The sequence below is a fragment of the Selenomonas sp. WCT3 genome (assembly GCA_900100835.1).
GTDB classification, from domain to species: domain Bacteria; phylum Bacillota; class Negativicutes; order Selenomonadales; family Selenomonadaceae; genus Selenomonas_A; species Selenomonas_A ruminantium_E.
This window is the reverse complement of record FNCM01000018.1, coordinates 1-25492: the sequence shown is the minus strand read 5'-3', so window position 1 is coordinate 25492 and position 25492 is coordinate 1. Positions and strand designations below refer to the sequence as shown.

Annotated in this window: 24 protein-coding genes; 8 read left to right on the top strand and 16 right to left on the bottom strand. The window is 51.5% G+C overall.

Features of this window, described 5'->3' with window-relative positions:
* Window positions 1–141: 141 nt before the first annotated feature.
* The 6 genes from BLQ36_RS12145 to BLQ36_RS12120 form a co-directional block, all read right to left on the bottom strand.
* Window positions 142–1650, bottom strand: a complete 1509-nt coding sequence (locus tag BLQ36_RS12145; RefSeq protein ID WP_074515838.1) for a phosphomannomutase/phosphoglucomutase — start codon at window positions 1648–1650, stop codon at window positions 142–144.
* Window positions 1651–2286: 636 nt separating this feature from the next.
* On the bottom strand, window positions 2287–2943 hold the full coding sequence (locus tag BLQ36_RS12140; protein WP_074515837.1) for a D-sedoheptulose-7-phosphate isomerase: 657 nt from the start codon (window positions 2941–2943) through the stop codon (window positions 2287–2289).
* A gap of 15 nt (window positions 2944–2958) precedes the next feature.
* Window positions 2959–3639 (bottom strand): hypothetical protein, encoded by a 681-nt coding sequence (locus BLQ36_RS12135; protein WP_074515836.1) that lies wholly within the window; start codon window positions 3637–3639, stop codon window positions 2959–2961.
* Between the two features lie 21 nt (window positions 3640–3660).
* Window positions 3661–3939 (bottom strand): hypothetical protein, encoded by a 279-nt coding sequence (locus BLQ36_RS12130; protein ID WP_074515835.1) that lies wholly within the window; start codon window positions 3937–3939, stop codon window positions 3661–3663.
* A 73-nt stretch (window positions 3940–4012) separates the two neighbouring features.
* Complete coding sequence (locus BLQ36_RS12125; RefSeq protein WP_074515834.1) at window positions 4013–4177, bottom strand: aminoglycoside phosphotransferase; 165 nt, start codon at window positions 4175–4177, stop codon at window positions 4013–4015.
* Window positions 4178–4290: 113 nt separating this feature from the next.
* On the bottom strand, window positions 4291–5220 hold the full coding sequence (locus BLQ36_RS12120) for a hypothetical protein (protein ID WP_074515833.1): 930 nt from the start codon (window positions 5218–5220) through the stop codon (window positions 4291–4293).
* A 118-nt stretch (window positions 5221–5338) separates the two neighbouring features.
* Between BLQ36_RS12120 and BLQ36_RS12115 the strand changes: the two genes are divergently transcribed.
* The 4 genes from BLQ36_RS12115 to BLQ36_RS12100 all read left to right on the top strand — a co-directional run bounded on the left by BLQ36_RS12115 (window position 5339) and on the right by BLQ36_RS12100 (window position 9909).
* Window positions 5339–7138, top strand: a complete 1800-nt coding sequence (locus tag BLQ36_RS12115) for a MutS-related protein (protein WP_074515832.1) — start codon at window positions 5339–5341, stop codon at window positions 7136–7138.
* A gap of 199 nt (window positions 7139–7337) precedes the next feature.
* A complete protein-coding gene (locus BLQ36_RS12110; RefSeq protein ID WP_074515831.1) occupies window positions 7338–8708 on the top strand; it encodes an alanine/glycine:cation symporter family protein in 1371 nt (456 codons plus the stop codon).
* A 144-nt stretch (window positions 8709–8852) separates the two neighbouring features.
* Window positions 8853–9614: an AzlC family ABC transporter permease gene (locus BLQ36_RS12105; protein ID WP_074515830.1), complete on the top strand. Its 762-nt coding sequence runs from the start codon at window positions 8853–8855 to the stop codon at window positions 9612–9614.
* Entirely contained in the window at window positions 9604–9909 is a 306-nt protein-coding gene (locus BLQ36_RS12100) for an AzlD domain-containing protein (RefSeq protein ID WP_074515829.1), read from the top strand. Before BLQ36_RS12105 ends, BLQ36_RS12100 begins: the two co-directional genes overlap by 11 nt.
* 704 nt (window positions 9910–10613) lie before the next feature.
* Here the strand turns inward: BLQ36_RS12100 and BLQ36_RS12095 are convergent.
* The 7 genes from BLQ36_RS12095 to BLQ36_RS12065 all read right to left on the bottom strand — a co-directional run bounded on the left by BLQ36_RS12095 (window position 10614) and on the right by BLQ36_RS12065 (window position 17204).
* Complete coding sequence (locus tag BLQ36_RS12095; protein ID WP_074515828.1) at window positions 10614–10901, bottom strand: hypothetical protein; 288 nt, start codon at window positions 10899–10901, stop codon at window positions 10614–10616.
* A 182-nt stretch (window positions 10902–11083) separates the two neighbouring features.
* Window positions 11084–12604, bottom strand: a complete 1521-nt coding sequence (gene panF, locus BLQ36_RS12090; RefSeq protein WP_074515827.1) for a sodium/pantothenate symporter — start codon at window positions 12602–12604, stop codon at window positions 11084–11086.
* A complete protein-coding gene (locus tag BLQ36_RS12085) occupies window positions 12597–12860 on the bottom strand; it encodes a YhdT family protein (protein ID WP_074515826.1) in 264 nt (87 codons plus the stop codon). Before BLQ36_RS12085 ends, panF begins: the two co-directional genes overlap by 8 nt.
* 96 nt (window positions 12861–12956) lie before the next feature.
* Complete coding sequence (locus BLQ36_RS12080; RefSeq protein WP_074515825.1) at window positions 12957–14093, bottom strand: M48 family metallopeptidase; 1137 nt, start codon at window positions 14091–14093, stop codon at window positions 12957–12959.
* 148 nt (window positions 14094–14241) lie between these two features.
* Window positions 14242–15537: an O-acetylhomoserine aminocarboxypropyltransferase/cysteine synthase family protein gene (locus tag BLQ36_RS12075; RefSeq protein ID WP_074515824.1), complete on the bottom strand. Its 1296-nt coding sequence runs from the start codon at window positions 15535–15537 to the stop codon at window positions 14242–14244.
* A gap of 146 nt (window positions 15538–15683) precedes the next feature.
* A complete protein-coding gene (locus BLQ36_RS12070) occupies window positions 15684–16286 on the bottom strand; it encodes a hypothetical protein (protein WP_074515823.1) in 603 nt (200 codons plus the stop codon).
* A gap of 42 nt (window positions 16287–16328) precedes the next feature.
* A complete protein-coding gene (locus BLQ36_RS12065) occupies window positions 16329–17204 on the bottom strand; it encodes a YitT family protein (protein ID WP_074515822.1) in 876 nt (291 codons plus the stop codon).
* A gap of 310 nt (window positions 17205–17514) precedes the next feature.
* Here BLQ36_RS12065 and BLQ36_RS12060 point away from each other — a divergent pair, with 310 nt between their 5' ends.
* Genes BLQ36_RS12060 through BLQ36_RS12050 form a run of 3 tightly spaced genes read left to right on the top strand, consistent with a single transcriptional unit; the run spans window position 17515 to window position 21113 of the window.
* Entirely contained in the window at window positions 17515–18264 is a 750-nt protein-coding gene (locus BLQ36_RS12060) for a DeoR/GlpR family DNA-binding transcription regulator (protein WP_074515821.1), read from the top strand.
* 3 nt (window positions 18265–18267) lie between these two features.
* A complete protein-coding gene (gene pfkB / locus BLQ36_RS12055) occupies window positions 18268–19176 on the top strand; it encodes a 1-phosphofructokinase (RefSeq protein WP_033171137.1) in 909 nt (302 codons plus the stop codon).
* Between the two features lie 41 nt (window positions 19177–19217).
* Window positions 19218–21113 (top strand): PTS fructose transporter subunit IIABC, encoded by a 1896-nt coding sequence (locus tag BLQ36_RS12050; RefSeq protein ID WP_074515820.1) that lies wholly within the window; start codon window positions 19218–19220, stop codon window positions 21111–21113.
* Between the two features lie 677 nt (window positions 21114–21790).
* Here the strand turns inward: BLQ36_RS12050 and BLQ36_RS12045 are convergent.
* Genes BLQ36_RS12045 through BLQ36_RS12035 form a run of 3 tightly spaced genes read right to left on the bottom strand, consistent with a single transcriptional unit; the run spans window position 21791 to window position 23476 of the window.
* Entirely contained in the window at window positions 21791–22261 is a 471-nt protein-coding gene (locus tag BLQ36_RS12045; RefSeq protein WP_074515819.1) for a hypothetical protein, read from the bottom strand.
* A gap of 51 nt (window positions 22262–22312) precedes the next feature.
* Window positions 22313–22726 (bottom strand): cytidine deaminase, encoded by a 414-nt coding sequence (locus BLQ36_RS12040; RefSeq protein WP_074515818.1) that lies wholly within the window; start codon window positions 22724–22726, stop codon window positions 22313–22315.
* 60 nt (window positions 22727–22786) lie between these two features.
* Window positions 22787–23476, bottom strand: a complete 690-nt coding sequence (locus tag BLQ36_RS12035) for an MgtC/SapB family protein (RefSeq protein ID WP_074515817.1) — start codon at window positions 23474–23476, stop codon at window positions 22787–22789.
* A gap of 550 nt (window positions 23477–24026) precedes the next feature.
* Here BLQ36_RS12035 and BLQ36_RS12025 point away from each other — a divergent pair.
* Window positions 24027–25238: an LCP family protein gene (locus BLQ36_RS12025; protein WP_074515815.1), complete on the top strand. Its 1212-nt coding sequence runs from the start codon at window positions 24027–24029 to the stop codon at window positions 25236–25238.
* Window positions 25239–25492: the final 254 nt, after the last annotated feature.

Below are 25492 nucleotides of genomic sequence, written 5' to 3'. Positions count from 1 at the left end.
CTCAGGGTATTTTTTCACAAAACGCCCTTAGTAAACCAATCTCCATTATAGCAGAAAAGAAACAAACTGTCTTGAAAGCAGGTACTAATAAAAAACGCCGGCCGCCACAATGCTGCTGTGGCGGCCGGAGCTAAATCTTCTTTATTTTGCAAACACGCTGAGGTCGAGGCTGTTGAATCCTTCCAACAAATCTTTGACCTGGTCGGCGATTTCCTTTACGCCGCCTTCCTCACTGCTCTCCACATTGAGCGGCATGTTGGGATCATGCAGGGACATGCGCAAGAGGGCCCAGCCATTGGGGAATACCAACCGCACGCCTTCATAGGAGGGTTTGGCTATCTTGATGCCCTTGGCCTCGGCCCGCTCTTCAAAGGTCTTCAAGACGCCGTTGCCATAGGCACGGAAATCCTCTTCGCCCTTGATTTTGAGACGGAACTCCTGGCTCTCCTGGGGTGCGCCAAGGTTCTTGACGAGGTCTGCCAGCTTGCGGCCTGCAGCTTTGGCTTTGGCAGCCGCCACCAGTAGTTTGACCGCCAGATAAGCGCCATCATCCAGGTAGTAGTTCTCGGACAGGGCTCCGTGGCCGGAAGTCTCAATAGCCAGCGGCGATACCACTCCCGCCTTGTTCTGACGGATGCACTCATCGATGACATTCTTATAGCCGCGCATATAACGCAGATGCTTGAGGCCCAGGTCTTTTTCCAGGAACTCCGTCAGTTCATCGCTGGTGACGGAGTCGGTGATGATCGTGCTGCCCGGATACTCCGGAGCCAGGATGGCCGCCATCATGCCGATGAGCTCGTTGCGGCTGATTTCCTTGCCGTTTTTGAGTACGGCACTCATGCGGTCAACGTCCGTATCGAAAATCAGGCCCAGGTCAGCGCGATTGTCGAGGACCGCCTGACGGATAGCCGCCATGGCCTGCTTATTCTCTGGATTCGGAATATGATTGGGGAAATGACCATCCGGCTCTAAGAAAGCGCTTCCCGTCGTATCAGCCCCCAGACGGCCCAGTACCTGGGTCGCAAAGAAGCCGCCGGCACCGTTGCCGGCATCGACTACGATATGCATGCCCTTGAGGGGTTCATTTTCGCCCCCCAGAGCCTCACGGATTTTCTTGCGCAGATGATGCCCATAGCGCTCCATGAGGTTGTAGCGCTGAGCTTTGGAACGCTCTCCTTCCATAACCGGGTAGCGGGAGGCATTCTGCAGGATCGTGATGATATCCTCATGTTCCACGCCACCGTCTTTGGTGAAGAATTTCATGCCATTGCGGTTATAGGGCAAATGGCTAGCGGTAATCATAATGGAACCGTCCATCTGAGTCTCCGGGAATACCGTGGACATGAACATGGCTGGCGTCGATGCCATGCTGCAGTCGACGGTGACGACACCATGGGCCGTCAAAGCTTTTAAGACTTCACGCTTGAGGTCATGTCCCGTCAGGCGGGAGTCACGGCCTACCGCAATGCGCAAATCCTTCTTGGCTTTTCCCGTGCGCTCAGCCAGAAACTCCACAAAGCCCGAAGTTATGACATTGGCTGCATCCGTAGTCAATGTCACCGGTTCATCGGCCACGCCCTCCATAGCGACACCGCGAACATCGCTGCCATTTGCAAGTTTCATCAGGTTTTTCTCTGGGATAATCATCAAAATGCCCCCTCAGCAATTAATCAAGATAGGATAACTATCATCGTTACTATCTATGATAATATGTATTCCCTATGAATTGCAAATTTTCCTGTTATTTTAATTTTTCTCCAGAAACAAAATTGCAGTTTATCGGTTAGTGGAGCCTTATTCGAAGCAGCTCTTCGCCGCCGCTAGGGGCGGATGAGGTAGCACCTTAAGCTATTATGCTTATCGTAATGCGTATAAAGGGACCTCATCCGAGCGCTTAGCGCCCACCGCCCGGGATTTCCACCGGACATCCGCAACTTCGTTGCCCCCAGAGGGGAAGGCAGTTTTGTGCCGGCTCTAACCTAGGCGGCGAGGGACACAGTACCATAAGCGTAGCCTTGACGTTCCGCGTGAAGCAAGAAATTTTTGCCGGCGTTCTCGTTGGAAAAGCAGTTTCGTTCAAGCGAAGCGCGTTTAACTGTTTTCCAATTCTTAATTAAAAGGCAAAAATTTCTTGTAGCGGGTTGTCACCGGTGAAGCGTTGGTACTGTGTCCCTCGCCGCCGGAGTAATGTTTCGAACCCGCCCCCTCTCGAACCCTACAAACTGCAATTTTTTCTATACAAAAGGCCTGCCAACTTTTGTGTCAGCAGGCCCCAAGATTCATTTATTCGCCAAAGAACTCATTTTCGGCTGCAATGCAGAGCATATGATAGACCGGCAGGTGAAGTTCCTGAATGCGGAAGGTTTCATCATCCGGTACACAGATGCAGACATCCGCCAGATTGCGGCTCTTTATCTTGCCGCCAGACTTGCCCGTGAGGGCCACCGTCTTAACGCCCTTTACCTTGGCCATCTGCAGGGCGTAAATGACATTCGTGCTGTTGCCAGAAGTGGAGATGGCCACCAGTACATCCCCTTCATCGCCCATGCCTAGAAGCTGCTGGGCAAAGGAAAGATCCGGCGCCTGGTCGTTGGCAAAGGCCGTGTTGAGAGCCACCTGATTGACCATGGACATAGCTGGCAGAGCCCCCTGCAGATTTTCCATAAAGTAATCCGCCTCCTTGGGGCAGACCTCACGCATCTTCGCTTCCATGTCTTTACCCAGTTTGCGGGGCAGCAAAAAGCCCTTCATGAGTTCGCCGACGATATGCTCGGCATCGGAAGCACTGCCGCCATTGCCGCAAGCGATGAGTTTGTGACCAGCGCGATAGCTTTCACAAATTACCTCTACCGCTGCCAGCAAATCCGCCTCACATACCGAAAGGGCCGGATAGCGGCGAATGAGTTCATAAACGGCCTGTTTTGTCGATTCCTTAATCAAAATTCCTTACTCCTTTTAACGATTGCGATATTTATCTGCTGTGCTTTTGGCATCGTAGCCAGCTTCCGGCCCGCGGATATCACGGATTTCCATGCGCTCTGCCGGTGCCTTTGGCGTTACGTCTTTGATGTCCTGGCGCATATTGAGATCCCGCATGCTGGAACGATATACATTCGGCTCGTTCTTGCGGCCGCGGAACTTATTCCAAAGCCATTTCAAAATCATGATGACAGCCAGGAACATGATGACATTCATCACCAGCCCCAGGATATCTCCCAGCAGGCCGCCGCCCATTCCAAACAGCTGTGACAGCAGATGACCCAGCATCATGCCGCCCGCTAAGAGGCCAATATTGCGCATGACACTGCCCCAGCGGCTGCCGCTCTGGGTATTGTTGTTCGGCACGGCATTGCTCTTGCTGTTAGCAGCCGGTGCCGTCTTATCCAAATCCTTGGCATTCTTGGATGGCTTATAGCTTTCGCCATTTCCCGATACCGACTTGCTGTTGCTCGAAGGCGTCGATGCCTTTGGTGCCGAAGCCTTCGGGGCTGATTTAGCACCACCGCCTACTTTGGCTCCACCCTTGGCCGCATAAGCAACCGATGCCTGATCGAAGCTTACCGCCGTAACAACCGGTACTGCTGTCGCTACCAGCAAGCCTGCCATAACAGCCGCTGCCATTTTCTTCATCTTCATATAATAGCTCTCCTTTAATCCTTATTCTTCTTCGTAAGACTTTATATCCTCAGGGAATGCATAAATCTCCCCGACTGTATCGAGCTCCCCCGACAAGTAGCGGTCAATATCATCCACATCGATATAAAGTTTGCAGTCAATATCCAGATATCCCTGCTCCCGGCCATTGGATAAATCGCGGATTGCCATCAATTTTTCCCGGAGCTTCAAAAGCTCACTGCGGGTAGCATGAACATCCAATTTAATCTGGGGAACGCCATACTCCTTGAGAACTTCATCCATTGTCATACGTTGCGACATATTAGGTTCATCCTTTCTTTTGACCTTTTGATGTTTATATCATAATCACCTTAGCTGAAAAACGGCTGAGATTTTAAGAATTTCTAGCCTTCATACGGTCTAAAATCTGCTGCAGCTGACGCTTTTGCCGCAGGTGGGTTTCATAATCCAAGTCGTTGGAGTCAAGGCGCATCCTCTTTTCGATATTGTCGATGCTCTGCTGGAGCCGCGTCATTGCCTCCGTGTTGTTGTCTTTCATTTCCTTGCCCTTCCGTCATTGTTTGCATCCATAATATCAGTTTATCCTTTTCTGTTCTTCCATGCAAGAAAAAAGCAGTCCGGTACGCCAGCCGGACTGCCTAACCTGGCAGATTATTTGCTGTCAGCAGTTTTTGGGGCAGCCTGTTGCCCGTTTATCCTCTCGACCTTAACTGCCTTCGCCTCGCGCTCTACCTTCTTCGGCACCTTCAGGTTTGGAACTTTGTCCATGGGTACCGCCTTGATGGCAAGGTTCATCGTGCTGGTACCTATAAGCTCTTTTGCCTTTGCCACCTGCTCCGGCGTAGATTTAGCCGGATCGATTGACGCCAGCGCCATCTTGCGCAGGGGCTCCGTTAGATCGGCCTGCATACCGGTAACCATATGCTTAGCCCGATCGATCTCAATCGTATAGGTAAAATCCCCGATGTTTTCCAAAACGGGTTTTAACAAAGGCAGCATATTGTTACCATCCTCACCAGCCATGCTCATCACTTTGGCAAAATACGGCAGAATCTTTTCGCCATCCACCGTTACCATATAACTCTGTTTGTCGCCATTTGCCTGGCCCAGCTCAACAGCCTTCACCGTCTCCAGGGATGCCTGAACCAGTTCTTTGTTGCTTTCCATATATAATTTCTTCTGGGCGGCCGGCATCGCCACGGCGGATTTTACCCAGCTGTTATCGGGAGTCTGGAAATAGGCCACAAGCTGCTCGTCCTTTTCCTGCAGATAGTAATCCCGCTCAATCGATGATACAGGCTGATTCGGCACTGCCATTGTCACTTTTACCGTTCCCTTGCCTGCCAATTGCGGCTTGGCCGCAAAATACAGCTTCGACTCGTAGTGACAATGAATCATCGACTTCACATCGGCATCCATCGACATCAGCAACTGCCCCTGGTCACAATCCACTAAAGACAGGGTCTCCTGGCAAAACTGCTCTTTGGCTGCATCGGTGGGTGCGGCCTGTACGGCAGAGCCGCCAAGAACTACCGCCATAGCCATTCCGACAGCCATCAGGAATTTTTTACCGTTAAACATGATCGATATCCTCACTTTCTTTTTTCACAATCTCAGCATTAATAATTCGCTGTTAATCTTACAGCCCCTCTATCATGGTATAATAAAATTGTTACAAATTCCTGTGAGGTGATTGATTTTGAAGCCAACATCCGATAATTATGCCTTCTTTGCCGCAGCTTGGGAAAAAGATCTGTCCATAGCCAGGGAGCTGTCCCGGCAAAGTAGCCGCCTTACGGCGCTTCGCACCATCTCTTTTATCCTGCTGATTTTTGCCTTTGCCGCCGGTTACGACGGCCATACCGCCGGCACCATTGCCGGCTGTTTTCTGCTGGCATCCTTCTGTCTGCTGGTTCGCCGTCACAGCCACATCAAAGCCAACCAACAGTTTAACGCTTGCCATATTCAAGTGGTCAAGGATTTTCTCAGCCGCTTTAACGGTGACTGGAAGGGCTTTGCCGATGATGGCACTCCCCTGCAGCCCAAGGACCATCCCCAAGCCACCGACCTGCATCTCTTTGGCCCGGCTTCCTTTTATCAATACCTTTCCTGCGCTCGCACCCTGCGGGGTAAAAAACGGCTGGCGGCGGCACTAGTCACAACACCGCCCAGCCGTACCAAAATCCTTGCCCGTCAGGAATCCGTCGCCGAACTCATCCAGCGAAAGGACTTCTGCCTCCAACTGCTAGCCAAAGCCGCTCAGCTTCCTGACCGGCACGACACCACGGAACTGCTATCGGAAATCGAAGCGCCGCTTTCCCAGGCCAGCCACGCCATCGTCCGCTATCGGACGGCCTGGATACTGCCCCTTATCACCCTTTTAAGCCTCTTTTTGGCAGTCTTTGACCTGCTGACTTGGACCATCCCCGGCCTGCTGCTGGGACTGCAATTCCTACTGGCCATGGTCTTTCATCAGCACAACCAGTTGACCCTGGCCCCTTTGAATCACCTTACCCATGAGCTTCATTTCTACGAAGCCCTCTTTCGCGACCTGGAACAAGCAAAATTCCAAGCAGCGGCTCTTATTGGCTTGCAGCAGCGGCTGCAAACCACCCAAGCCAGCCAAAGCCTGCACCAACTGGCCAAATTGACGGATGCAGTGGCCCTCACCCGCAACTTCTTTTTCGCCCTGCTGGGGAACACCCTGCTTCTCTGGGACTGCCATATGGCCGCCCGCTTTGCCCACTGGCATGATACCGCAGCGGAAAACCTTCACGAATGGATTGACATCTGGTCCGAATTCGAAGTCCTGCTTTCCCTGGCCACCGTCGGACAAACCAGAAGCCAGTGGACCTTCCCGGAACTAAAAGCCGGCCAGCCATCCCTTGAAGCCCAGGAACTTACCTCCCTGCTCCTGGCTGAAGACAAGGCCGTTCCCAATGATGCCAGCTTCGGGGCCGGCACCTGTATCCTCACTGGCTCCAATATGAGCGGCAAGACCACCTATATGCGGACACTGGCCGGCGCCGTTGTCCTCGCCTATGCTGGTGCTCCCGTCTGCGCCCGTTTCTTTTCCCTGACGCCACTTCACATCTTCACTTCCATTCAAGTAAACGATGATATGTCCCAGGGAATCTCCACCTTCTACGCGGAATTATTGCGTATCAAGCAAATGGTGACCTTCAGCCACCGGGAGCTGCCCATGCTCATCTGTATCGATGAGATATTCAAGGGCACCAACTCCGCGGACCGCATCATCGGCGCCCGGGAAGCCATCAAACAGCTGACCCGGTCCTATTGTATCACCCTGGTCACCACCCACGATTTTGAGCTCTGCGATTTGAAATCCCCCAATGCCATTCCTGTAACAAATTGTCATTTCGAGGAATACTACGAAGAGAACAAAATTAAGTTCGATTACAAGCTGAAACCAGGCCGCTGCCAGACCACCAACGCCCAATACCTGCTGCGCATGGCTGGTATTATCAGCGATGGGTAACCCCCCAAAAAGGATTCGTCTAAAACACGAAAAAATACGAACTTTCCGCATAAAATCGGTCAGTTCGTATTTTTTTATAAAAAAACCGAGACAAATGTCCACAGATGTGCTAATATAGTTATTGTCTTAATTTCGTATATTATTGTATACTCTCAAGAGACATCTTCTGTTATTTTATTCCCTTAAGGAGGACATTCTCATGGAATCATTCATCCCAGCACTTAATGCCATCGACTCCTTTATGTGGGGGCCCCCACTCATCACCCTGTTGGTGGGCACCGGCATTTATCTGACTTGCCGCCTGCACCTGCTGCAGGTCTTCCGCCTGCCCAAGGCCCTGGGCCTCATCTTCAAAGCGAAAAACCACGGCGAAGGTGATGTCTCGAGCTTCAAGGCTCTCTGCGTTGCCCTGGCAGCTACGGTGGGTACCGGTAACATTGTCGGCGTCGCCACAGCCGTAAAAGTCGGCGGCCCCGGCGCAATCTTCTGGATGTGGATGGCAGCTTTCTTCGGCATGGCAACCAAATACGCCGAAGGCCTGCTGGCCGTCAAATACCGCTCCGTCGATGAAAAAGGCGAAATCGCCGGCGGCCCGATGTTCTACATCCGCAACGGCATGGGCGAAAAATACAAGCCCCTGGCTGCTTTCTTCGCCGTGGCCACCATTCTCGTGGCCTATCTCGGCATTGGTACCTTCCCGCAGGTCAATGCCATTGTCGACAGTTTCGAGATTTCCTTTGGCGTTCCGAAACTCGCTACGGATGTCCTGCTGACGGTTCTCATCGCCGCTATCACCATCGGCGGCCTCCAGAGCATCGCCAAGGTTGCTTCCCGGGTCATTCCCTTCATGGCTGTCATGTACATCCTCATCAGCATCGGCCTCATCGTCATGCATCTTGATGCCGTTCCGGCTGCTATTTCCCTGATTCTTGAGAGTGCCTTCACGGGTACGGCGGCTGCCGGTGGTTTTGCCGGTTCCACGATTATGATGGCCATGCAGAATGGTATTGCCCGAGGCGTATTCTCCAATGAGTCCGGTCTCGGCTCCGCTCCGATTGCCGCTGCTGCTGCCAAGACCAAGCACCCGGCTGAACAGGGTCTCATCTCCATGACGGGTACCTTTATCGACACCATCATCATCTGCACCATGACTGGCCTTGCCCTGGTTCTCACGGGAGTATGGCAGGGTGATGCTGCTGGTGCCGCTATGACCAGTGCTGCCTTTGCCAGCGCTTATGGCTTCGTTGGCAGCCAGCTGCTGACGATTGCCCTGGCCCTCTTCGCCTTCACCACCATCCTGGGCTGGAACTATTACGGCGAACGCGCCTGCATTTACCTCATGGGCACGAAAGGTGTCATGCCCTACCGTCTGATTTTCATCGCGCTGATTGCTTCCGGTGCCTTCCTTAAACTCGAAGCCATCTGGATTCTCGCCGATATCGTCAACGGCCTCATGGCCATCCCGAACCTCATTGCCCTCATCGCCCTCTCCGGTGTAGTCGTCGCTGAGACGAAGAGCTACCTCGCTGAAGAAGACGCAAAAAAAAATGCTAAAGAGGCCCTGAATTAAATTTCCCTTCCCATGATATAGAAGCCCGATGACGAATAGCAGCGTCATCGGGCTTTTTTTGCTCATTTTCTTTACATCTTTACAAACCAGGAACTTCGCCATACAATAGTAGGCATACACTTATGCTTAGAAAGAGGGCTTTACATGTCTGTCACATCATTACCGCTTGCCAAAAGCCGCCGGGATGTTTTCTTTGAAGGACTTCACGATGGTATCCCCATTGCACTGGGCTACTTCGTGGTTTCCTTCACCCTTGGCATCGCTGCCAAAAACGCTGGCCTCGACCCCTTCCAGGGCTTTCTGGCCAGCTTCTTCAACAACGCCTCTGCCGGAGAATATGCGGCCTTTACCGTCATCGCCAGCGACGCCCCCTATCTCGAGATGGCCCTTATCACCCTAGTGGCCAACGCCCGCTACATGCTCATGAGCTGCGTGGTCAGCCAGAAATTTGAAGCCAATACGCCGCTGCTCCATCGCGTCCTGGTTGGCTTCGATATCACCGATGAGATTTTTGGCATTACCATTGCCCGCAAGGGGCCGCTGAATCCCTACTATAATTACGGGGCCATGGCCGTGGCCCTGCCGGGCTGGTCCGTGGGCACCGCCCTGGGGATCGTTGCCGGCAACCTGCTCCCGCCGTCGGTGGTCAGCGCTCTATCCGTGGCCCTCTTTGGCATGTTCCTCTGGGTCATCATCCCCACCGCCCGGGACAACCGCATTGTGGGCCTGCTGGTTCTATCCAGCTTCCTCATGAGTTTTGCCTGCGCCCACCTGCCGGGACTAAAAGAGCTCACGGCGGGTACCCGGACCATTCTGCTGACCCTGCTGCTGGCGGGAATCGGCGCCCTATTCTTTCCCGTTAAAGACCTGACCGACGAAAAAGAGGAGGAAAATCATGCAGCATGATATCTACAGCTATTTATTCGTAATGAGTGCCGTCACCCTGGCCATCCGCATCCTGCCGCTGACCCTTATCCGCCGGCAGATAAAAAACCGCTTTCTGCGCTCCTTTCTCTACTATGTCCCCTATGTTACCCTAGCGGTCATGACCTTCCCAGCCATTATGGATGCCACCCAGGTCCCCCTAGCCGGACTGCTGGCCCTGTTTACGGGCATCGCCCTTTCCTGGTATGGTGCCAGCCTGTTTAAAGTCTCCGCCGCCTGTTGTCTGACCGTGTTCCTGGTCGAACTCGTTTGCTGAATAACTGCATATACCCAGTTCGTGTTCGAGGTAAGTCGCCGGCGGCGGGGGCCCCAGTACCAACGCTTCACCGGTGACAACCCGCTACAAGAAATTTTTGCCTTTTAATTAAGAGTTGGAAAACAGTTAAACGCGCTTCGCTTGGACGAAACTGCTTTTCCAACGAGAACGCAGGCAAAAATTTCTTGCTTCACGCGGAACGTCAAGGCTACGCTTATGGTACTGGGGCCCCCGCCGCCTCGGTTAGAGCCGGCACGAATTGCTGCGCCCTCGGAGGTGGTAGCCCTGCGAAACTCGCCACAGACTCAGCCGCCGCTAGGGGCAGTGCCATAAACGAAGCGTTTGATGTTTTCCGTGAAGAACGAAATTTTTATCCTCACTTTTCGTCGAAAAATTGCTATCGTTCAAGCGAAGCGCGTTTTGCAACTTTTTCGATGCTTAATTAAAGATAAAAATTTCGTTTAGAAAAACATCTCCCGCGTAGTGTTGGCACTGCCCCTAGCGGTGGCGAAGAGCTGATTCGAATAAGGTTCCACGAACCTACAAACTGTAATTGGTAAAAACTACGTTGCTAAATTCATAAAAGCCTCCATAAGTTAGATGAATCCATCGAACTTATGGAGGCTTCCATACTTTATGTCAATATAAAGGGATTTTCGCATTCCCTTTTACCTGCTAAATCTTATCCTCAAGGCCCAACAGGCTCATGCAATCTGATAAACCCGGGCATCGCAGTAATTTTTCCAATAACGAACCGCATCGTCATAGGACATAACGTAGCGGTCTTCCATTTCACTGCGCTTCAAACGGATATCGTAATAACATTTTGCATAGACAGCCGCCTCAAGGTGCGCTGACTCGCTGATGATGATTTCTAATGTATCTTCGATAAAAGCTGTCTTCGATTTCCAAACAGCCTTTTCTTTAAGATTATATTTCCCTTTTTTGAATTTAAATACTTTATCCGTTGTGTTGTTAACTGCCACAACCATTTTGCTACTCCCTCCACGTAACAATAGTAATAAATACGGTCTATTGACCTATCCCCATTACATAATAGGCCTATGTATCATTCTACCCCATAAGTCCTAAATGCAAAGTGTATTATAACACAGTCTTTTTCAAAAAAATAGTGGGCGCCGCACAATATTAAGCAGTAAAACAGCATTTTATATCATTTTGAAACAACGGCTTCGGTCCTATCCTGCTTTTCCGGGAAAAACTTTGCCAGAACCTGCGGTTCCTGCGGTTTCCCCAGATAGGACCCCAGCAGGAAAAACAGCAGGGAAACGGTAATACCGATGGTAATCTGATGGAGCCCCATGACCTTAAATCCCAGTCCCTGGGTCAGACAGTAAGCCAGCGTACCGCCGCCCATGGACAGGATAGCTCCCAGCTTATTGGCCCGTCGCCAGAACAATCCCAGCAGCAGCGTCCAGAAAAAGGCCGTCTCCAAGCCACCAAAGGCAAACATATTGATAATCCAGATGAGGCTGGGTGGGGTCAGAGCAATGCAGAAGACCACTACGCCAATTGCCGCCGTAACCGACATGGACAGCAGCCGCAGCTTGCCCACCGTCGGTACCAGACCCCGTTTCTTCTGTTCATGAAGATAAACGTCCTTGATAATAGCCGATGCCGCCACAATCAGCAACCCCGAAATCGTTGAAATAGACGCCGCCAGCGGGCCGATGATGGCAAAGCCCACCAAAGCCTTTGGCATAGCCGTCACAATGGTCTTCGGAATGATGTTATCCACGCCGCCATAGCTTTGCAGGCTGTCGGTCAACACGCCATGGGCAAGGATGCCCGTGAAATTGATGCCGATATTCATAAAGCCCACCACAATCGTGCCGATTAACATGGCATGGTGAAGGCTCTTGGTATCCTTATAGCTGATGCCGCGAACTACAGACTGCGGCAGGGCAATCGTACAAATACCCACGAGAATCCACTGGGTGAGATAAAGGCCTACCGGCATGTGACCGGCCGACAGCGGCTCAAGCATTTCCGGATGATTGGCATGGATCGAGGCCATGATATTCGTATAGCCGCCACCAGCCTGCAGGACATAGTATAACAGCAGTACGATGCCAATCATCATCATGACCGCACAGCAGGTATCCGTGAGGGCTACCGCCCGGAAGCCACCGATGCTCGTATACGCTACGACCACCAGGCCAAAGAGCAGCAATCCCATCTCATAGCTATAGCCAGTCACCGCAGCAAATAGCTTAGCACCGCCGACAAACTGTGCCGTCATCGTCGCACAGAAAAACAAGACGATGATAAAGGCTGCCATGCTGGCCAGCCCATCCGATTGAAACCGCTCGCGAATGATGTCCACGACCGTAACGGCATCGAACTTCCTTGACAACATAGCGACACGCTTGCCGAATATCCCCAGGACAAGAAAGATAGCCGTTACCTGTACCACGGCCATGTATATCCAGCCAAAGCCAATCTGCCAGGCCATGCCGGGGCCGCCCACAAAAGAACTGACGGAACTGTAGGTTGCCACCGTTGTCATGGCCAGCACAAAACCGCTGAGGTCATGATTGCCGATAAAATACTGCTGCACAAAGTTATTGGCAAAGCCCCTGGCCTGGACGCGCCGCACATAGATGCCAATGCCTACCATGATGACCATAAAGGTCAGTAAGGGCAGCAAAGCTGCCGGATTTCCATTATTCATGCTGCTTTGCCTCCTTTTCTTCATCCAGATCCATATCCTGGAAAACCAGGGATGTCAAAAGCTTCACCAGCAAAATGGCAAAAAACCAAACGCCAATGCTAGCGGTCACCGCCCAAAGGGGCATTCCCAGCACTTCGCCGGGAATCCCCGCGAGGCCAAAGCCCGCAAAAATCCAAAACAAAATCAGCACAAAAAGCGCGAGGCCGGTCCACCGTGCCTCACGCTTAATCTGCTGATATTTCTCATACTCTGACATAAGAATCCTCCTTCTGTACAGTCGCATCTTCTCATGCGTACCGTCAAACACTATACAAGTGTACCGCAGAAAAGGCCTCTTATGCAAGATTTCCTTTTACTTTATGGAATTTAAACGATCTGCCAAGGTCTGTGCTGATTCGTCATCGGCATTAGTCGTCATGATTGCCTGGCTTCCCATCATAACCGTATTGCCCTTCACCGTTACGGCATTCTTGTTCTGGCCGTCATGATAAGCCCGGGCCAGATTGCCCATAACCAGATAGGAACGCTCTTCCGAGCTGATATTCTCCTGGGCTGCCGGCATCACAAATTTCTTGCCGTTTACGAAGACATCGCCATTCTTGGCCGTGACATGCTTGCCGCTGTATGCTTCCAGTTTCTTGACGTAGTTGTCGCGACGGGCAGCATGATTCGGATGGTCCGAAGGATTGAACCAGAGGTTCATGCCCTTCTGGGTATTATCGCCATACTCCTCCAGCATACGCTGCCAAACAGCAGCTCCGGCACCGAGGTTGTAGTTGGTATGGGTCATGTATTCCCAAGAAAGGTTATCCGCTTCCCACTCACGGCCCTTATCCGAATGAGCCTGGCTGATGTTCATGCCCATGTTGCAAATGGTATCGGTGAGCTGATTGCCGCCCAGGGACTGGGAGGCAATCTGGGCCAGCAGCTGTTTATCCGCCGATTTCAAAACGCTCTTGGCCGTATGGTCTTTCTGACCATGGCCCATCTCATGGCCAACGACAAAGGCCAGCTCATCGTCGCAAGAAACGCGTTCAAAGGCACCGCGGTTGACAGACATGACATGTCCCATGCTGCAGAAAGCATTGAAGCTCTTATCCGGATTCAGGAAATAACGATAGGGTTTATCATCGATGGAGGAATCCACCTGACGGATGGCTGACGTCATCACCTGCATCATATTCGTAAGCCGCTGATTCATAGCCGGGTCATTGTCGACGCCATACTTCTGCTGAAAGGAATTCATCAGATAGTTGCGGCCGTCTTCTGTCGTATTCAGCACGTCAATCTCAGCGCTGAGCTTTGCCTTGGCCTCAGCATACTGCTGGCCCATTTTGGCGATTCCTTCCAGACCACCCAAGTTTCCCAAGTTGCCAAGCGAAAATGCCTCGGCCGTAGCCGGCTGCTGGGCAATCATGCTGAACCCCGTAAAGGACGTTGCCAGTACCACTGCCATCATGGTTTTTTTCGATGCTTTTTTCCAATCCATTAGATTTCCTCCATTTTTAATCCCTTTATAATAATCCTAAGCCCATTATAGCGAACTTATCCCATAGGTCAACCAAAAAATAGCAATTTTGATAAAAAAATCCCAGCCGCTGGCAAACGACTGGGACTTTTGGGGTAATGTATGCAATTTAATCGATAGCTTTAAAGGCCTGATCCAGGTCATAGATAATGTCATCGATATGCTCCGTACCGATGGAGAGACGAATCGTGGAGCGGGTGATGCCCGAAGCAGCCAACTCCTCATCGTTCATCTGGCTATGAGTCGTAGTGGCCGGATGAATGACCAGGGACTTAACATCGGCAACATTTGCCAGCAGGCTGAATACCTTCAGGTGATTGATGAACTTCTCGGCTGCCTTTTCGCCGCCTTCGATTTCAAAGGTGAAGATGGAAATACCACCGTTGGGGAAATACTTCTTATAGAGTTCATGATCCGGATGGCTTGCCTGGGCCGGATGGTTGACCTTCGTTACCTTCGGGTTCTTGGCCAGGTAATCCACTACCTTCAGGGCATTTTCCACATGGCGCTCTACGCGCAGGGACAGGGTCTCGGTGCCCTGCAGCAGCAGGAAGGCATTAAAAGGCGACAGAGTCGCGCCCTCATCGCGCAGGATCAGCGTGCGGATATAGGTGGCAAAGGCAGCCGCTCCCACATCTTTAGCAAAGCTGATGCCGTGATAGCTCTCGTTCGGCTCCACAAACTGGGGGAATTTGCCCGAAGCAATCCAATCGAACTTGCCGCTGTCCACGATTACGCCGCCCAAGGTCGTGCCGTGGCCGCCGATGAATTTCGTAGCCGAATGGACGACGATGTCGGCACCATATTCAAAGGGACGCAGCTGATACGGCGTAGCAAAGGTGCTGTCGACCACCAGCGGAATGTTATGCTTGTGGGCAATGGCAGCCACTGCCTCGATGTCGATGAGGTTGGCATTCGGATTGCCGATGGACTCGATATAGACAGCTCGCGTATTCTCCTGAATTGCCTCCTCGAATACCTCAATCCCTTTGGTCGTGTCGACAAACGTCGTCTCGATGCCGTAGTTCGGGAAAGTGTGTTCAAAGAGGTTGTAGGTGCCGCCGTAAATTGTCGTAGCTGCTACGATATGCTGGCCGGAGTGAACCAGTGCCTCAAGCGTATAGGTAACAGCCGCTGCACCAGATGCTAAAGCAACAGCAGCGACACCGCCTTCCAAAGCAGCAATGCGCTTAGCGAAAACATCTTCCGTCGGATTCGTCAGACGGCCGTAAACATAACCAGCATCTTTCAGTGCGAAGCGGTCAGCTGCATGCTGAAAATCATGGAAGACGAAGGACGTGGACTGATAAATAGGAACGGCCCGGGCATCCGTCGTGGGGTCAGCCTGCTCCTGACCAACATGAAGCTGCAGCGTTTCAAAATGATATTTTCTTTCTTCACTCATGATGATGACCTCTTTTCGTAATTAACATTTTCGTAAACATATCTGATTAATATGTTTACATTATAACTGTAACTATGTTAAGTGTCAACACTTTTTGTAAAAAAATAACAGGATTTTGACACGTTTATGCCAAATCCTGTTTTTCCTCATTTAACATTCGTTTTCCATTTTCCCACCCGGTCATGGATGGCAGCATCGCGAAGCGCGGCGTCCATGGCCTCCCAGGCCAGCTGCGATACCTCTCCTGCAGCAGAATATTCATCATGGAACCACCGCGAGGCCTTCTTGCGAAAAACTTCATCGCTCTGGCGGTCATAGCCTACAATCTCCACAGCAGCGTAACTGTGGAGGAGCAGCCCACGGTCCCAGCGGAAACTCATGCGCGTATACTGCTCATACCCGGTCAGTACCGGCAGCACGACCAAGTCCGCCTGCAATTTTTCGGCCAGCGGCTTTACGATATCTTTTGCCTTGACACGTTTTCCCGCTGCCGCGGTGATTTGTTCCCAGGCTTCCAGACACTCGCGCTCAGGAATGTATTCCACGGCCTTTAATGTGCCATTAAGCGGCACATGCAGGCTTCTGTCCACCTGTTTTTCCAGGCTATCCCGCACATTCTGGGAAGGAACCATATAGCTTTCGATTTTCAGCGGCAGCTGAGCCACCCGCAAAGGAACCCTCTCAGCCGCACTGACCTGCGCCGCCAAAAGCAGCAGCACAAGCAGAGCCAGTCCAAATACCCGTCGCATAGAATCTCCTCCTTTAGCAACATGTACCGCGCAAAAAACGCGTTAATGAATGGCCTTTTTCTTAAACCGCCCGCCAACGATGTCATGAACGACATTTATCGTGACAAAGGCGCTCTCATCCTTTTCCAGCACGATTTCCTTGAGCTTATCCACCTCAAGGCGCGTGACAACGCAGTAGAGCACTTCCTTGCTCTCCCCCGTGTAGCCGCCAGCGCCATGCAACAGCGTTACGCCGCGCCCGAGACGGTCATTGAGTGCTGAGGTAATCTCCTCATGCTCATTGGTGACAATCATGACCGCATAGGATTCATCCAAGCCCTTGATGACCACATCAATCATCTTGGAAATGACGAAATAGGCGACCAGCGAATACATTGCCTTATCCCAGCCGTAGAGCAGCCCCGCCGCCGACAGGATAAACAGGTTGATGAACATGACGACTTCGCCGACCGAGAAAACCGATTTCTTATCCATAATAATCGCCACGATTTCCGTACCGTCAAGACTGCCGCCCGCGCGGATGATAAGACCGACGCCGAGGCCGTCGACAATGCCGCCGAAGATAGCCGCCAGAAACGGATCATCGGTAACTTTCGGAAACGCTCCAAATACAAGCGACCAAACCGAGAGCAGGCAGATGGCAATCAAGGTAGCGATAGCAAAATTCTTGCCAATCTGCTTATATCCTAAATATAGGAACGGCAAATTCAATATCACCAGAAAGATACCAAGTGACATTCCCGTAATCGAACTCATCATGATGGAAATACCGACAACGCCACCATCGATAACCTCATTGGGAATCAGGAACAATTCCAAACCTATGGCGGCAATGATAGCACCAACTAAAATCGTCAGGTATTTCTTTATGTAAAACGATTTTGGCCGATGCTGAACTATTTTTTTCTTTTTTTCCATAGATTCACACTCCCATGTTTTTTCTTCTATTATAACCCAATTTTTCCCATTTGACTGTAAGGAAAATAACTTCCGTAACACTTCCCGGGAAAATAGCCTTCAATTTCTGATATTTTATAACCAACTTGTCGCTTTTTGTGCACTTTTATTTTTGTAAAATTCGTGACTTTGGTCAACTATTATCGTTTTGTCCTGTCTTTTACCATATCACCCGATTCTTTATAATTTTTTTTGCATGGTTATTCGTGGTTTTGATTGACTTTGACAGACTTTAGTTGTATGATGTAGTAAATAAGGAGTGATAGCCAACATGCTTACGGAAGAACGCTATGCGACGATTCTCCGCATTCTCGAAGAGAAAAAGGCTGTTACCGTATTAGACCTTACCAAGGCACTCGATGCCTCGGAATCCACTGTCCGCCGTGACCTTACCGCGCTGCACAAAAGCGGCCGCCTCTATAAGGTTTACGGAGGTGCTACTTCTATCGACAACAATTACAGTTCGGCAGAAGAGGATATGAAGACCAAGAGCGACCTTTTCCCGGAAGAAAAGATTGCCATTGCCCGCAAGGCAGCCAGTCTCATCAAACGCAAGGATTTCGTCTATATCGATGCTGGTTCTACGACGCTCCGGATGATTGACTTCATAACGGAAACCAGTGCCGTATATGTGACCAATGGCCTTCCCCATGCATCACGCTTATCGGCTAAAGGTTTCAAGGTATTCATCCTCGGCGGCGAACTCAAGGCCGTCACGGAAGCCGTTGTCGGAACAGAGGCACTCAACAACCTCCGTTCCTATAACTTCACCAAGGGCTTCTTTGGCACGAACGGTATCAGCACCAAATCCGGATTTTCGACTCCGGATTCCAGCGAGGGCATCATAAAGGGAGCGGCCCTTTCCCGCTGCACCCATGCCTTCGTTCTGGCCGACCGGTCAAAATTCAACAAGATTTCACCGATTACCTTTGCGAACATTTCCAGTGCTTCCATCATCACGGGGCGCCTGGAGGATAAGAAATATCGGGACTACACTACTATCATTGAGGGGGATTTATAACTCATGATTTATACGGTTACTTTTAATCCGTCACTGGATTACATCGTCCGCATGGACAAATTCACCGCTGGTGCCATCAACCGCGTAAACTACGAACAGGTTTTAGCTGGTGGCAAGGGCATCAACGTATCCATCGTGCTCAAGAACCTCGGTCACGAGAGCACGGCCCTGGGCTTTCTCGCCGGTTTCACGGGTGAGGAAATCAAGGATCAGCTCAAGGGCTTCGGCGTAAAGAGCGACTTCGTTCAGCTCGAGAAGGGCTTCTCGCGCATCAACGTCAAGGCCAAAGCAGACTGCGAGACCGAAATCAACGGTCAGGGACCGGATATCAGCGAAGCAAAACGCGAAGAACTGTTCGCCCAGCTCGACAAACTGCAGGAGGGCGACACGCTGGTACTGGCTGGCTCGATTCCCAAGACGCTGCCGGATGACATTTATCAGAAAATCATGGCCCGCCTTGACGGCAAGGGCATCCGCATCGTCGTCGATGCCGAGAAGAACCTGCTCTTAAACGTCCTGCAGTATCATCCGTTCCTCATCAAACCGAACAACCACGAGCTCGGTGACATGTTCGGCGTGAAACTCACGACGGATGAAGAGATTATCACCTACGCCAAGAAACTGCAGGAAAAAGGTGCGCAGAACGTACTGATTTCCATGGCCGGCGACGGTGCTATCCTGCTGACGGCAGAAGGCAAGTCCTACAAGTGCCCGGCTCCGAAAGGCAAGCTCATCAACTCCGTCGGCGCTGGCGACTCCATGGTAGCTGGTTTCATCACGGGCTACATGGAATCCGAAGGCGACTTCGAAAAGGCATTCCACATGGGTGTTGCCACCGGTTCTGCATCCGCGTTCAGTGAAAATCTCGCTACGCGCCCAGAGGTTGAAGCACTTCTCAAAACCATCGCGTAATCATAGTTATCATAAATACTTTATACAAAGGAGAGAATATAATGCGCATTACTGATTTGCTCAAGAGCGACAGCATCCTTTTGGGTGCAGCTCCGGCTGACAAAGCTGCTGCAATCAATCAGCTGGCTGACCTCATGGAGGCCGGCGGCAACCTTTCCGACAAGGAACAGTACACGAAAGATGTATTTACCCGTGAGGCTTCGGGTACTACCGGTCTTGGTGATGGCATTGCCACGCCGCATGCAAAGAGTGCTGGTGTTAAAGCAGCCGGCCTTGCTGCTATGACGGTTCCGGCTGGCATGGACTTTGAGTCCATGGACGGCAACCCGAGCCGCCTGTTCTTCATGATCGCTGCACCGGATTCGGCTAACGATGAGCACCTTGCCATCCTGTCGAAGCTCGCTACGATGATCATGGACCCGGATTTCAAAGAGGCCCTGATTGCCGCTAAGACGAAGGACGAATTCCTCAAACTCGTCGACGACAAAGAAGACGGCAAATTCGTTGCTCCGGCTGCTGCTGAGGAAGAAGAGGCAGCTCCGGTATCCGACCACATCCAGGTTCTCGCCGTTACGGCTTGCCCGACGGGTATTGCTCATACCTTCATGGCTGCCGAAAGCCTTGAGCAGCATGCCAAGAAACGCGGCATCAGCATCAAAGTCGAGACTAACGGCTCTGGCGGTGCGAAGAACATCCTGACGGATGAGGAAATCGCTGCTGCTGACGGCATCATCGTCGCTGCCGATAAGAACGTCGCTATGGCCCGCTTCGCTGGCAAACGCGTCGTCATCACGAAGGTTGCAGACGGCATCAACAAAGCGGACGAGCTCCTCGACCGCGCTCTTTCGGGCAATGCTCCGGTATACCAGGCAAACGGCTCCGATGCAGCCGAAGGCGCTGCTGATGTCGAAGGCGAGAGCCTCGGCCGTCAGATTTACAAGCACCTCATGAACGGTGTCAGCCACATGCTGCCGTTCGTCGTTGGCGGTGGTATCCTGATTGCCCTGGCCTTCCTGCTCGATGACTATTCCATCGACCCGAAAAACTTCGGTTCCAACACGCCGGTTGCTAAATTCTTCAAAGATATCGGTGGCGCTGCCTTTGGCTTCATGCTGCCAGTTCTCGCCGGCTTTATCTCCATGTCCATTGCGGATCGCCCGGGTCTGGCCGTCGGTTTCGTCGGCGGTGCGCTGGCTGGCACGACGGGTTCCGGCTTCCTCGGCGCTCTCGTCGCTGGTTTCGTTGGCGGTTATGCAGTTAACTTCCTCAAGAAGGCCTTCAGCTGCCTGCCGGAATCCCTGGACGGCATCAAGCCGGTCCTGCTCTATCCGTTCTTCGGTATCCTGATCATCGGTGTCATCAGCATGTTCGTCATCGCTCCGCCGGTCGGCGCTCTGAACACTTGGATGGTTGAAACGCTCAAGAACATGGACCCGAATGCCCGCATCCTGCTCGGTATCATCATGGGCGGCATGATGGCTGTCGATATGGGCGGCCCAATCAACAAGGCTGCTTATGTAACGGGTACGGGCCTGCTGGCTTCTGGCGAATTCCACGTCATGGCTGCTGTCATGGCTGGTGGTATGGTTCCGCCGCTCGCTATCGCCCTCTGCACGACCTTCTTTAAGAACCGCTTCACCGAAAGCGAGCGCAAAGCTGGTGTAACGAACTACGTCATGGGTCTCTCCTTCATCACGGAGGGTGCTATCCCGTTTGCTGCTGGTGACCCGCTGCGCGTCATCCCGTCTATGGTTCTCGGTTCCGCTACGGCTGGTGCCCTGACCATGGCCTTTGACTGCACGCTGCGTGCTCCGCACGGCGGTATCTTCGTCGTTCCGACCATTGGCAACCCGGTCATGTACCTAGTCGCAATCCTCGTCGGTGCTATCGTTGGCTGTGCAGTACTCTCCGTACTCAAAAAACCAATCAAAGACTAATAAACCCTTTATATTGACATAAAATATAGAAGCCTCCATAAGGTTGATTCATCGACCTTATGGAGGCTTCTATTAATTTATCCACGCACTTTTTACCAATTACAGTTTGTAGGGGAGTATTACCCAATTCGTATTCGAGGTAAGTCGCCGGCGGCGGGGGCCCCAGTACCAACGCTCCACCGGTGACAACCCGCTACAAGAAATTTTTGCCTTTTAATTAAGAGTTGGAAAACAGTTAAACGCGCTTCGCTTGGACGAAACTGCTTTTCCAACGAGAACGCAGGCAAAAATTTCTTGCTTCACGCGGAACGTCAAGGCTACGCTTATGGTACTGGGGCCCCCGCCGCCTAGGTTAGAGACGTCACAAAACTGCCTTCCCCTCTGGGGAAGGCTTTTAGTTCCAAAAGTCAGCCGCCGCTAGGGGCAGTGCCATAAACGAAGCGTTTGATGTTTTTCGTGAAGAACGAAATTTTTATCCTCACCGTTCGTCGAAAAATTGCTACCGTTCAAGCGAAGCGCGTTTTGCAACTTTTTCGATGCTTAATTAAAGATAAAAATTTCGTTTAGAAAAACATCTCCCGCGTAGTGTTGGCACTGCCCCTAGCGGCGGCGAAGAGTTGCTTCGAATGAGATTCGTGTAACCTACAAACTGTAATTTCACAGCCCCATTTTTGTGTTTAGAAACCACCAAATAAATACATAGTACTGGTATTCTTGATATTCTGTAAAATCAAGCCCTGCAAAGCCGTCTGTATCGTTTTACCGGCCGCCGAAGCTGCCTCCGAATCGATATTGCCATTTAACACACCGCTCATATTGAGCTGGTTCAGCCAGGCAATATTCTTCGTGATTTCCGTCAGGTTCTGCTGATTGATACTCCGCTGCTGGCGCTGGACATAGTTCCGAAGGTATTGGTTAGCCTTTGTACGGTCTGACCAAAAGCTGTCCGCCAAGGATAGCTTATACTGGGCCAAATCCACCGCATCCAAGGTCTCCTTCCACTCCTGCTGCTCCTTTTTGACCTGGTTCCAGACATCCGCAAAGGATGCCTGCCCCTCTTTGGCAGCCCTGCTGCCCGAAGCATTGCTCTTCTTTGCCGCCAGCGCCTGCAAGGACGCCAAAACATCCATACTGTTATTCACGCCCATCACGCACCATCCTTTCTCTTACCTATACTATCGAAAGAATGGACCAAAAGCTTAATCCCTATGGGCGGCATTTTCGATGGGTTCCCGGGCATAGGGCAGCAGGGTCTTAAGCTCAGCCTGCTCAATCTTGCCCTCCATATTCGCCATGACAACTTCCGGGACTTCAAACTCAGCCAGGAGCTGCAGCACAGCACCATTGGGCACAAAAGGACGCTCAAAATCCGAAATGACCAGCACCCCGTCAAACTCGCGCTTGCCATCGGCTACCGCCCGGTACATAGCCACCTCAGCAGCAGCTACAGACAAGCGCCCAATGGCATTTTCGATGTTTACGCCAGTATAAAGCGTACCATCAGCCGCCAGTACGCATGCCCCCACCGAATGTCCACTATAGGGTGCATAGGCGTTGTCCATTGCCTTCATGGCAGCACGAACCATGGCATCTACGATTTCTTCGTTTAACATAAACAATCTCTCCTTTTGCTAAAATGAACCCCGTCCTGCAGACATACCAAGCCCACAGAATCAGGAAATATCCACACTGTGTACCCCATCAATCTGCCGCACTGCGTCGACGATGATAACCCCCTTGACCCCTTGCTTGTTGTAAATCTCCAGATTGATGTAGAGCAGCCTTTCGCCGCTCAAATCCACCTCATCTTCATCGGCCTTCAGCTTGATCCCGCGAATCCGCAGCTGCAGATCCTCCAGGCAGGAACTTATTTTCATGACTTGACCAGGCTTATCCACGGTGTGAATGGATAAGACAAAATTCTTCTCATGGTCCACCCATTCATCCAGCCGCGACAGACTTCCCAAAGTCACAAAAACCAAAGCGGTGGCAATAAGGGCCCCGGAGTAAAAACCAGCTCCCACGGCCAGACCTACCCCAGCCACGACCCACAGACAGGCCGCAGTGGTAAGTCCCGTAACGGTCAGGCCTTCCTTCATGATGGCACCAGCCCCCAAAAAACCGATGCCGCTGACTACCTGGGCCGCCAACCGGGCCGGGTCAGCATTGGTCAGCCCCTCTACCTCCCGGTAAAGAGCCTGGGAAAGGACCATGACCAGACAGGAACCGAGACATACCAGCATATTGGTCCTCAGACCTGCTGATTTGCGTCGTGACTGCCGCTCGTAGCCAATAACACCACCGAGCACACAAGCCAGTACCAAGCGGAAGAATAATTCTCCGTCGGATACCAAACTGCTCATCTCCTTTCTTTAATTTGATATAGTATGAATAATTTCGCCGTCGGCTTAGCAGAATCCTCCTCTCCCAGGAAAAGCAAACAATCTTTCGTTATCCACAAAACAATCCACACCTGTGGATAACGCCAGCAGGCACCGGCTTCAAAATTCACTTTCCTTCTATAATATATAGCCATCATGTGTATATTGTGGCTAATCCTATTGGCTCTTCTTGTGGATAATGTGGATAAATCCGTGGATAACCCCATATATTTGGTCTCTTTTCCACCGAATTTCCATATTTTGTGCTTTTCCCCTGAATATCCGGTTGTTATTCATGTGGATAAGTCAGCTCGCAAAACAGGGTTTACAAAATCCCTACTTATAGCCCCAATTTTCCCTTGGTTGATAAACTTTCCTTCTTTTTTTCATATAGTTCCTATAAACTCATGGATATATATGCGATAGGAAAAATATAATTGCACATTGCGGAATATCTCATTATAATAGCTAATGTACGCATATTTCTTACGTTAATGAATAGATGGGACTAAAAGAAAAGAAGGTATGATTTTTGCAGAATTCCAAATATCCCCCGCGCAGGTCACAGAAGAAGCGCCGCATCTGGCCATGGGTTCTTCTGTTTTTTTGTTTCGCTGCCGCGGCAATCGGCGGAGCGCTGTTTGCCAATAGCAGCCTGCTGGATAAACCCATTGAAGAAGCCGTTGACGACGGTCTGTTAACCGCCAAGGATAAGACCACGGTCATGATTATGGGCGTCGATGAACGCGACGGCGACGTAGGCCGCAGCGACACCCTGATGATTGCCGCTGTGGACCCCAAGCAGAAACAGGCTTCCCTGCTGTCGGTTCCCCGGGACACCCGCGTCAAAATCAAGGGACACGGCTTCGACAAGGTCAACGCAGCCTATGCTTACGGCCACGAAAAACTCACCCAGGATACCGTCGAGAATCTGCTGGGTGTTAACATCGAACACTATGTCATCATCAACACGAAATCCTTTGCTAAAATCATCGATGCCCTGGGTGGCATTGATATCGATGTACCCAAACGCATGCATTACGAGGACCCCTATGACGATGATGGCGGTCTGCTCATCGACTTCCAGCCGGGCATGCAGCACATGGATGGCGCCAAGGCCATCACCTACGTGCGCTACCGCGATGAAGAAGGCGATTTGGGACGAATCCGCCGCCAGCAGGACTTCATCAAGGCCTGCATCGACAAGATGGTCTCCCCGGCAGTCATTCCCAAACTTCCAAGCATCATCCGGGAAGTCATGGGCTCCATTAAGACCGACCTTTCCTTCCGCCAGTTGCTCGAGCTGGCCGGCACCCTTAAGGAATCCAAGAGCAATGGCCTCAAAACCGATATGGTTCCGGGCCGCCCGCTCTACATTGACGGCGTAAGCTACTGGATTCCGGACCTCAGCAAGATTCGCACCACCGTGGCTGAGACCCTCGGTGTCAACATGAGTGCCAAGGTCCGTTCCCGCATGGAAAACGACATCAAAGAATACGAACGCTCGATTCCGTCCACGGCTAGGGAAGTTCCTGCCAGCGACAAATCCATTGGCAACACCAAGAGCAATACCTCTTCCAAGCCAAACCGCCGCAGCGAACTCCGCAGCAATGAAGCCGGCGAACGCAATGAATCGAACAATTCCCGCCGCGAGTCCAGCAGTAAACCGGAAAGCAACACCCCAGCTGCTCCTGAACAGACGGCTCCCAGCCGCAGTGGAGCCGGCGCTTCTAAAACACAATAGGGTATAAAATCTTACCATAAAAGGGACTGAGAAAAATCCCTTTGCATTGGCATAAAATACAGAAGCCCCCATAAGTTAGATTGATTCATCTGACTTATGGGGGCTTCTGCTAAATTATCAACACATTTTTTACAAATTGCAATTTGCAGGTTAGTGCGTTCGTGTTCGAAGCAACTCGCCGGCGGCGAGGGACACAGTACCAACGCTTCACCGGTGACAACCCGCTACAAGAAATTTTTGCCTTTTAATTAAGA

Excerpts from the sequence above, each read along its gene's own strand:
- BLQ36_RS12040 (WP_074515818.1), bottom strand. The coding sequence starts at position 22,726 with ATGTTAAACGAAGAAATCGTAGATGCCATGGTTCGTGCTGCCATGAAG.
- panF (WP_074515827.1), bottom strand. The coding sequence starts at position 12,604 with ATGAATAATGGAAATCCGGCAGCTTTGCTGCCCTTACTGACCTTTATG.
- BLQ36_RS12085 (WP_074515826.1), bottom strand. The coding sequence starts at position 12,860 with ATGTCAGAGTATGAGAAATATCAGCAGATTAAGCGTGAGGCACGGTGG.
- BLQ36_RS12065 (WP_074515822.1), bottom strand. The coding sequence starts at position 17,204 with ATGGAAAAAAAGAAAAAAATAGTTCAGCATCGGCCAAAATCGTTTTAC.
- BLQ36_RS12110 (WP_074515831.1), top strand. The coding sequence starts at position 7,338 with ATGGAATCATTCATCCCAGCACTTAATGCCATCGACTCCTTTATGTGG.
- BLQ36_RS12120 (WP_074515833.1), bottom strand. The coding sequence starts at position 5,220 with ATGTTTAACGGTAAAAAATTCCTGATGGCTGTCGGAATGGCTATGGCG.
- BLQ36_RS12125 (WP_074515834.1), bottom strand. The coding sequence starts at position 4,177 with ATGAAAGACAACAACACGGAGGCAATGACGCGGCTCCAGCAGAGCATC.
- BLQ36_RS12070 (WP_074515823.1), bottom strand. The coding sequence starts at position 16,286 with ATGCGACGGGTATTTGGACTGGCTCTGCTTGTGCTGCTGCTTTTGGCG.
- BLQ36_RS12135 (WP_074515836.1), bottom strand. The coding sequence starts at position 3,639 with ATGAAGATGAAGAAAATGGCAGCGGCTGTTATGGCAGGCTTGCTGGTA.
- BLQ36_RS12145 (WP_074515838.1), bottom strand. The coding sequence starts at position 1,650 with ATGATTATCCCAGAGAAAAACCTGATGAAACTTGCAAATGGCAGCGAT.
- BLQ36_RS12100 (WP_074515829.1), top strand. The coding sequence starts at position 9,604 with ATGCAGCATGATATCTACAGCTATTTATTCGTAATGAGTGCCGTCACC.
- BLQ36_RS12045 (WP_074515819.1), bottom strand. The coding sequence starts at position 22,261 with ATGGGCGTGAATAACAGTATGGATGTTTTGGCGTCCTTGCAGGCGCTG.
- BLQ36_RS12095 (WP_074515828.1), bottom strand. The coding sequence starts at position 10,901 with ATGGTTGTGGCAGTTAACAACACAACGGATAAAGTATTTAAATTCAAA.
- BLQ36_RS12075 (WP_074515824.1), bottom strand. The coding sequence starts at position 15,537 with ATGAGTGAAGAAAGAAAATATCATTTTGAAACGCTGCAGCTTCATGTT.
- pfkB (WP_033171137.1), top strand. The coding sequence starts at position 18,268 with ATGATTTATACGGTTACTTTTAATCCGTCACTGGATTACATCGTCCGC.
- BLQ36_RS12105 (WP_074515830.1), top strand. The coding sequence starts at position 8,853 with ATGTCTGTCACATCATTACCGCTTGCCAAAAGCCGCCGGGATGTTTTC.
- BLQ36_RS12060 (WP_074515821.1), top strand. The coding sequence starts at position 17,515 with ATGCTTACGGAAGAACGCTATGCGACGATTCTCCGCATTCTCGAAGAG.
- BLQ36_RS12080 (WP_074515825.1), bottom strand. The coding sequence starts at position 14,093 with ATGGATTGGAAAAAAGCATCGAAAAAAACCATGATGGCAGTGGTACTG.
- BLQ36_RS12050 (WP_074515820.1), top strand. The coding sequence starts at position 19,218 with ATGCGCATTACTGATTTGCTCAAGAGCGACAGCATCCTTTTGGGTGCA.
- BLQ36_RS12035 (WP_074515817.1), bottom strand. The coding sequence starts at position 23,476 with ATGAGCAGTTTGGTATCCGACGGAGAATTATTCTTCCGCTTGGTACTG.
- BLQ36_RS12130 (WP_074515835.1), bottom strand. The coding sequence starts at position 3,939 with ATGTCGCAACGTATGACAATGGATGAAGTTCTCAAGGAGTATGGCGTT.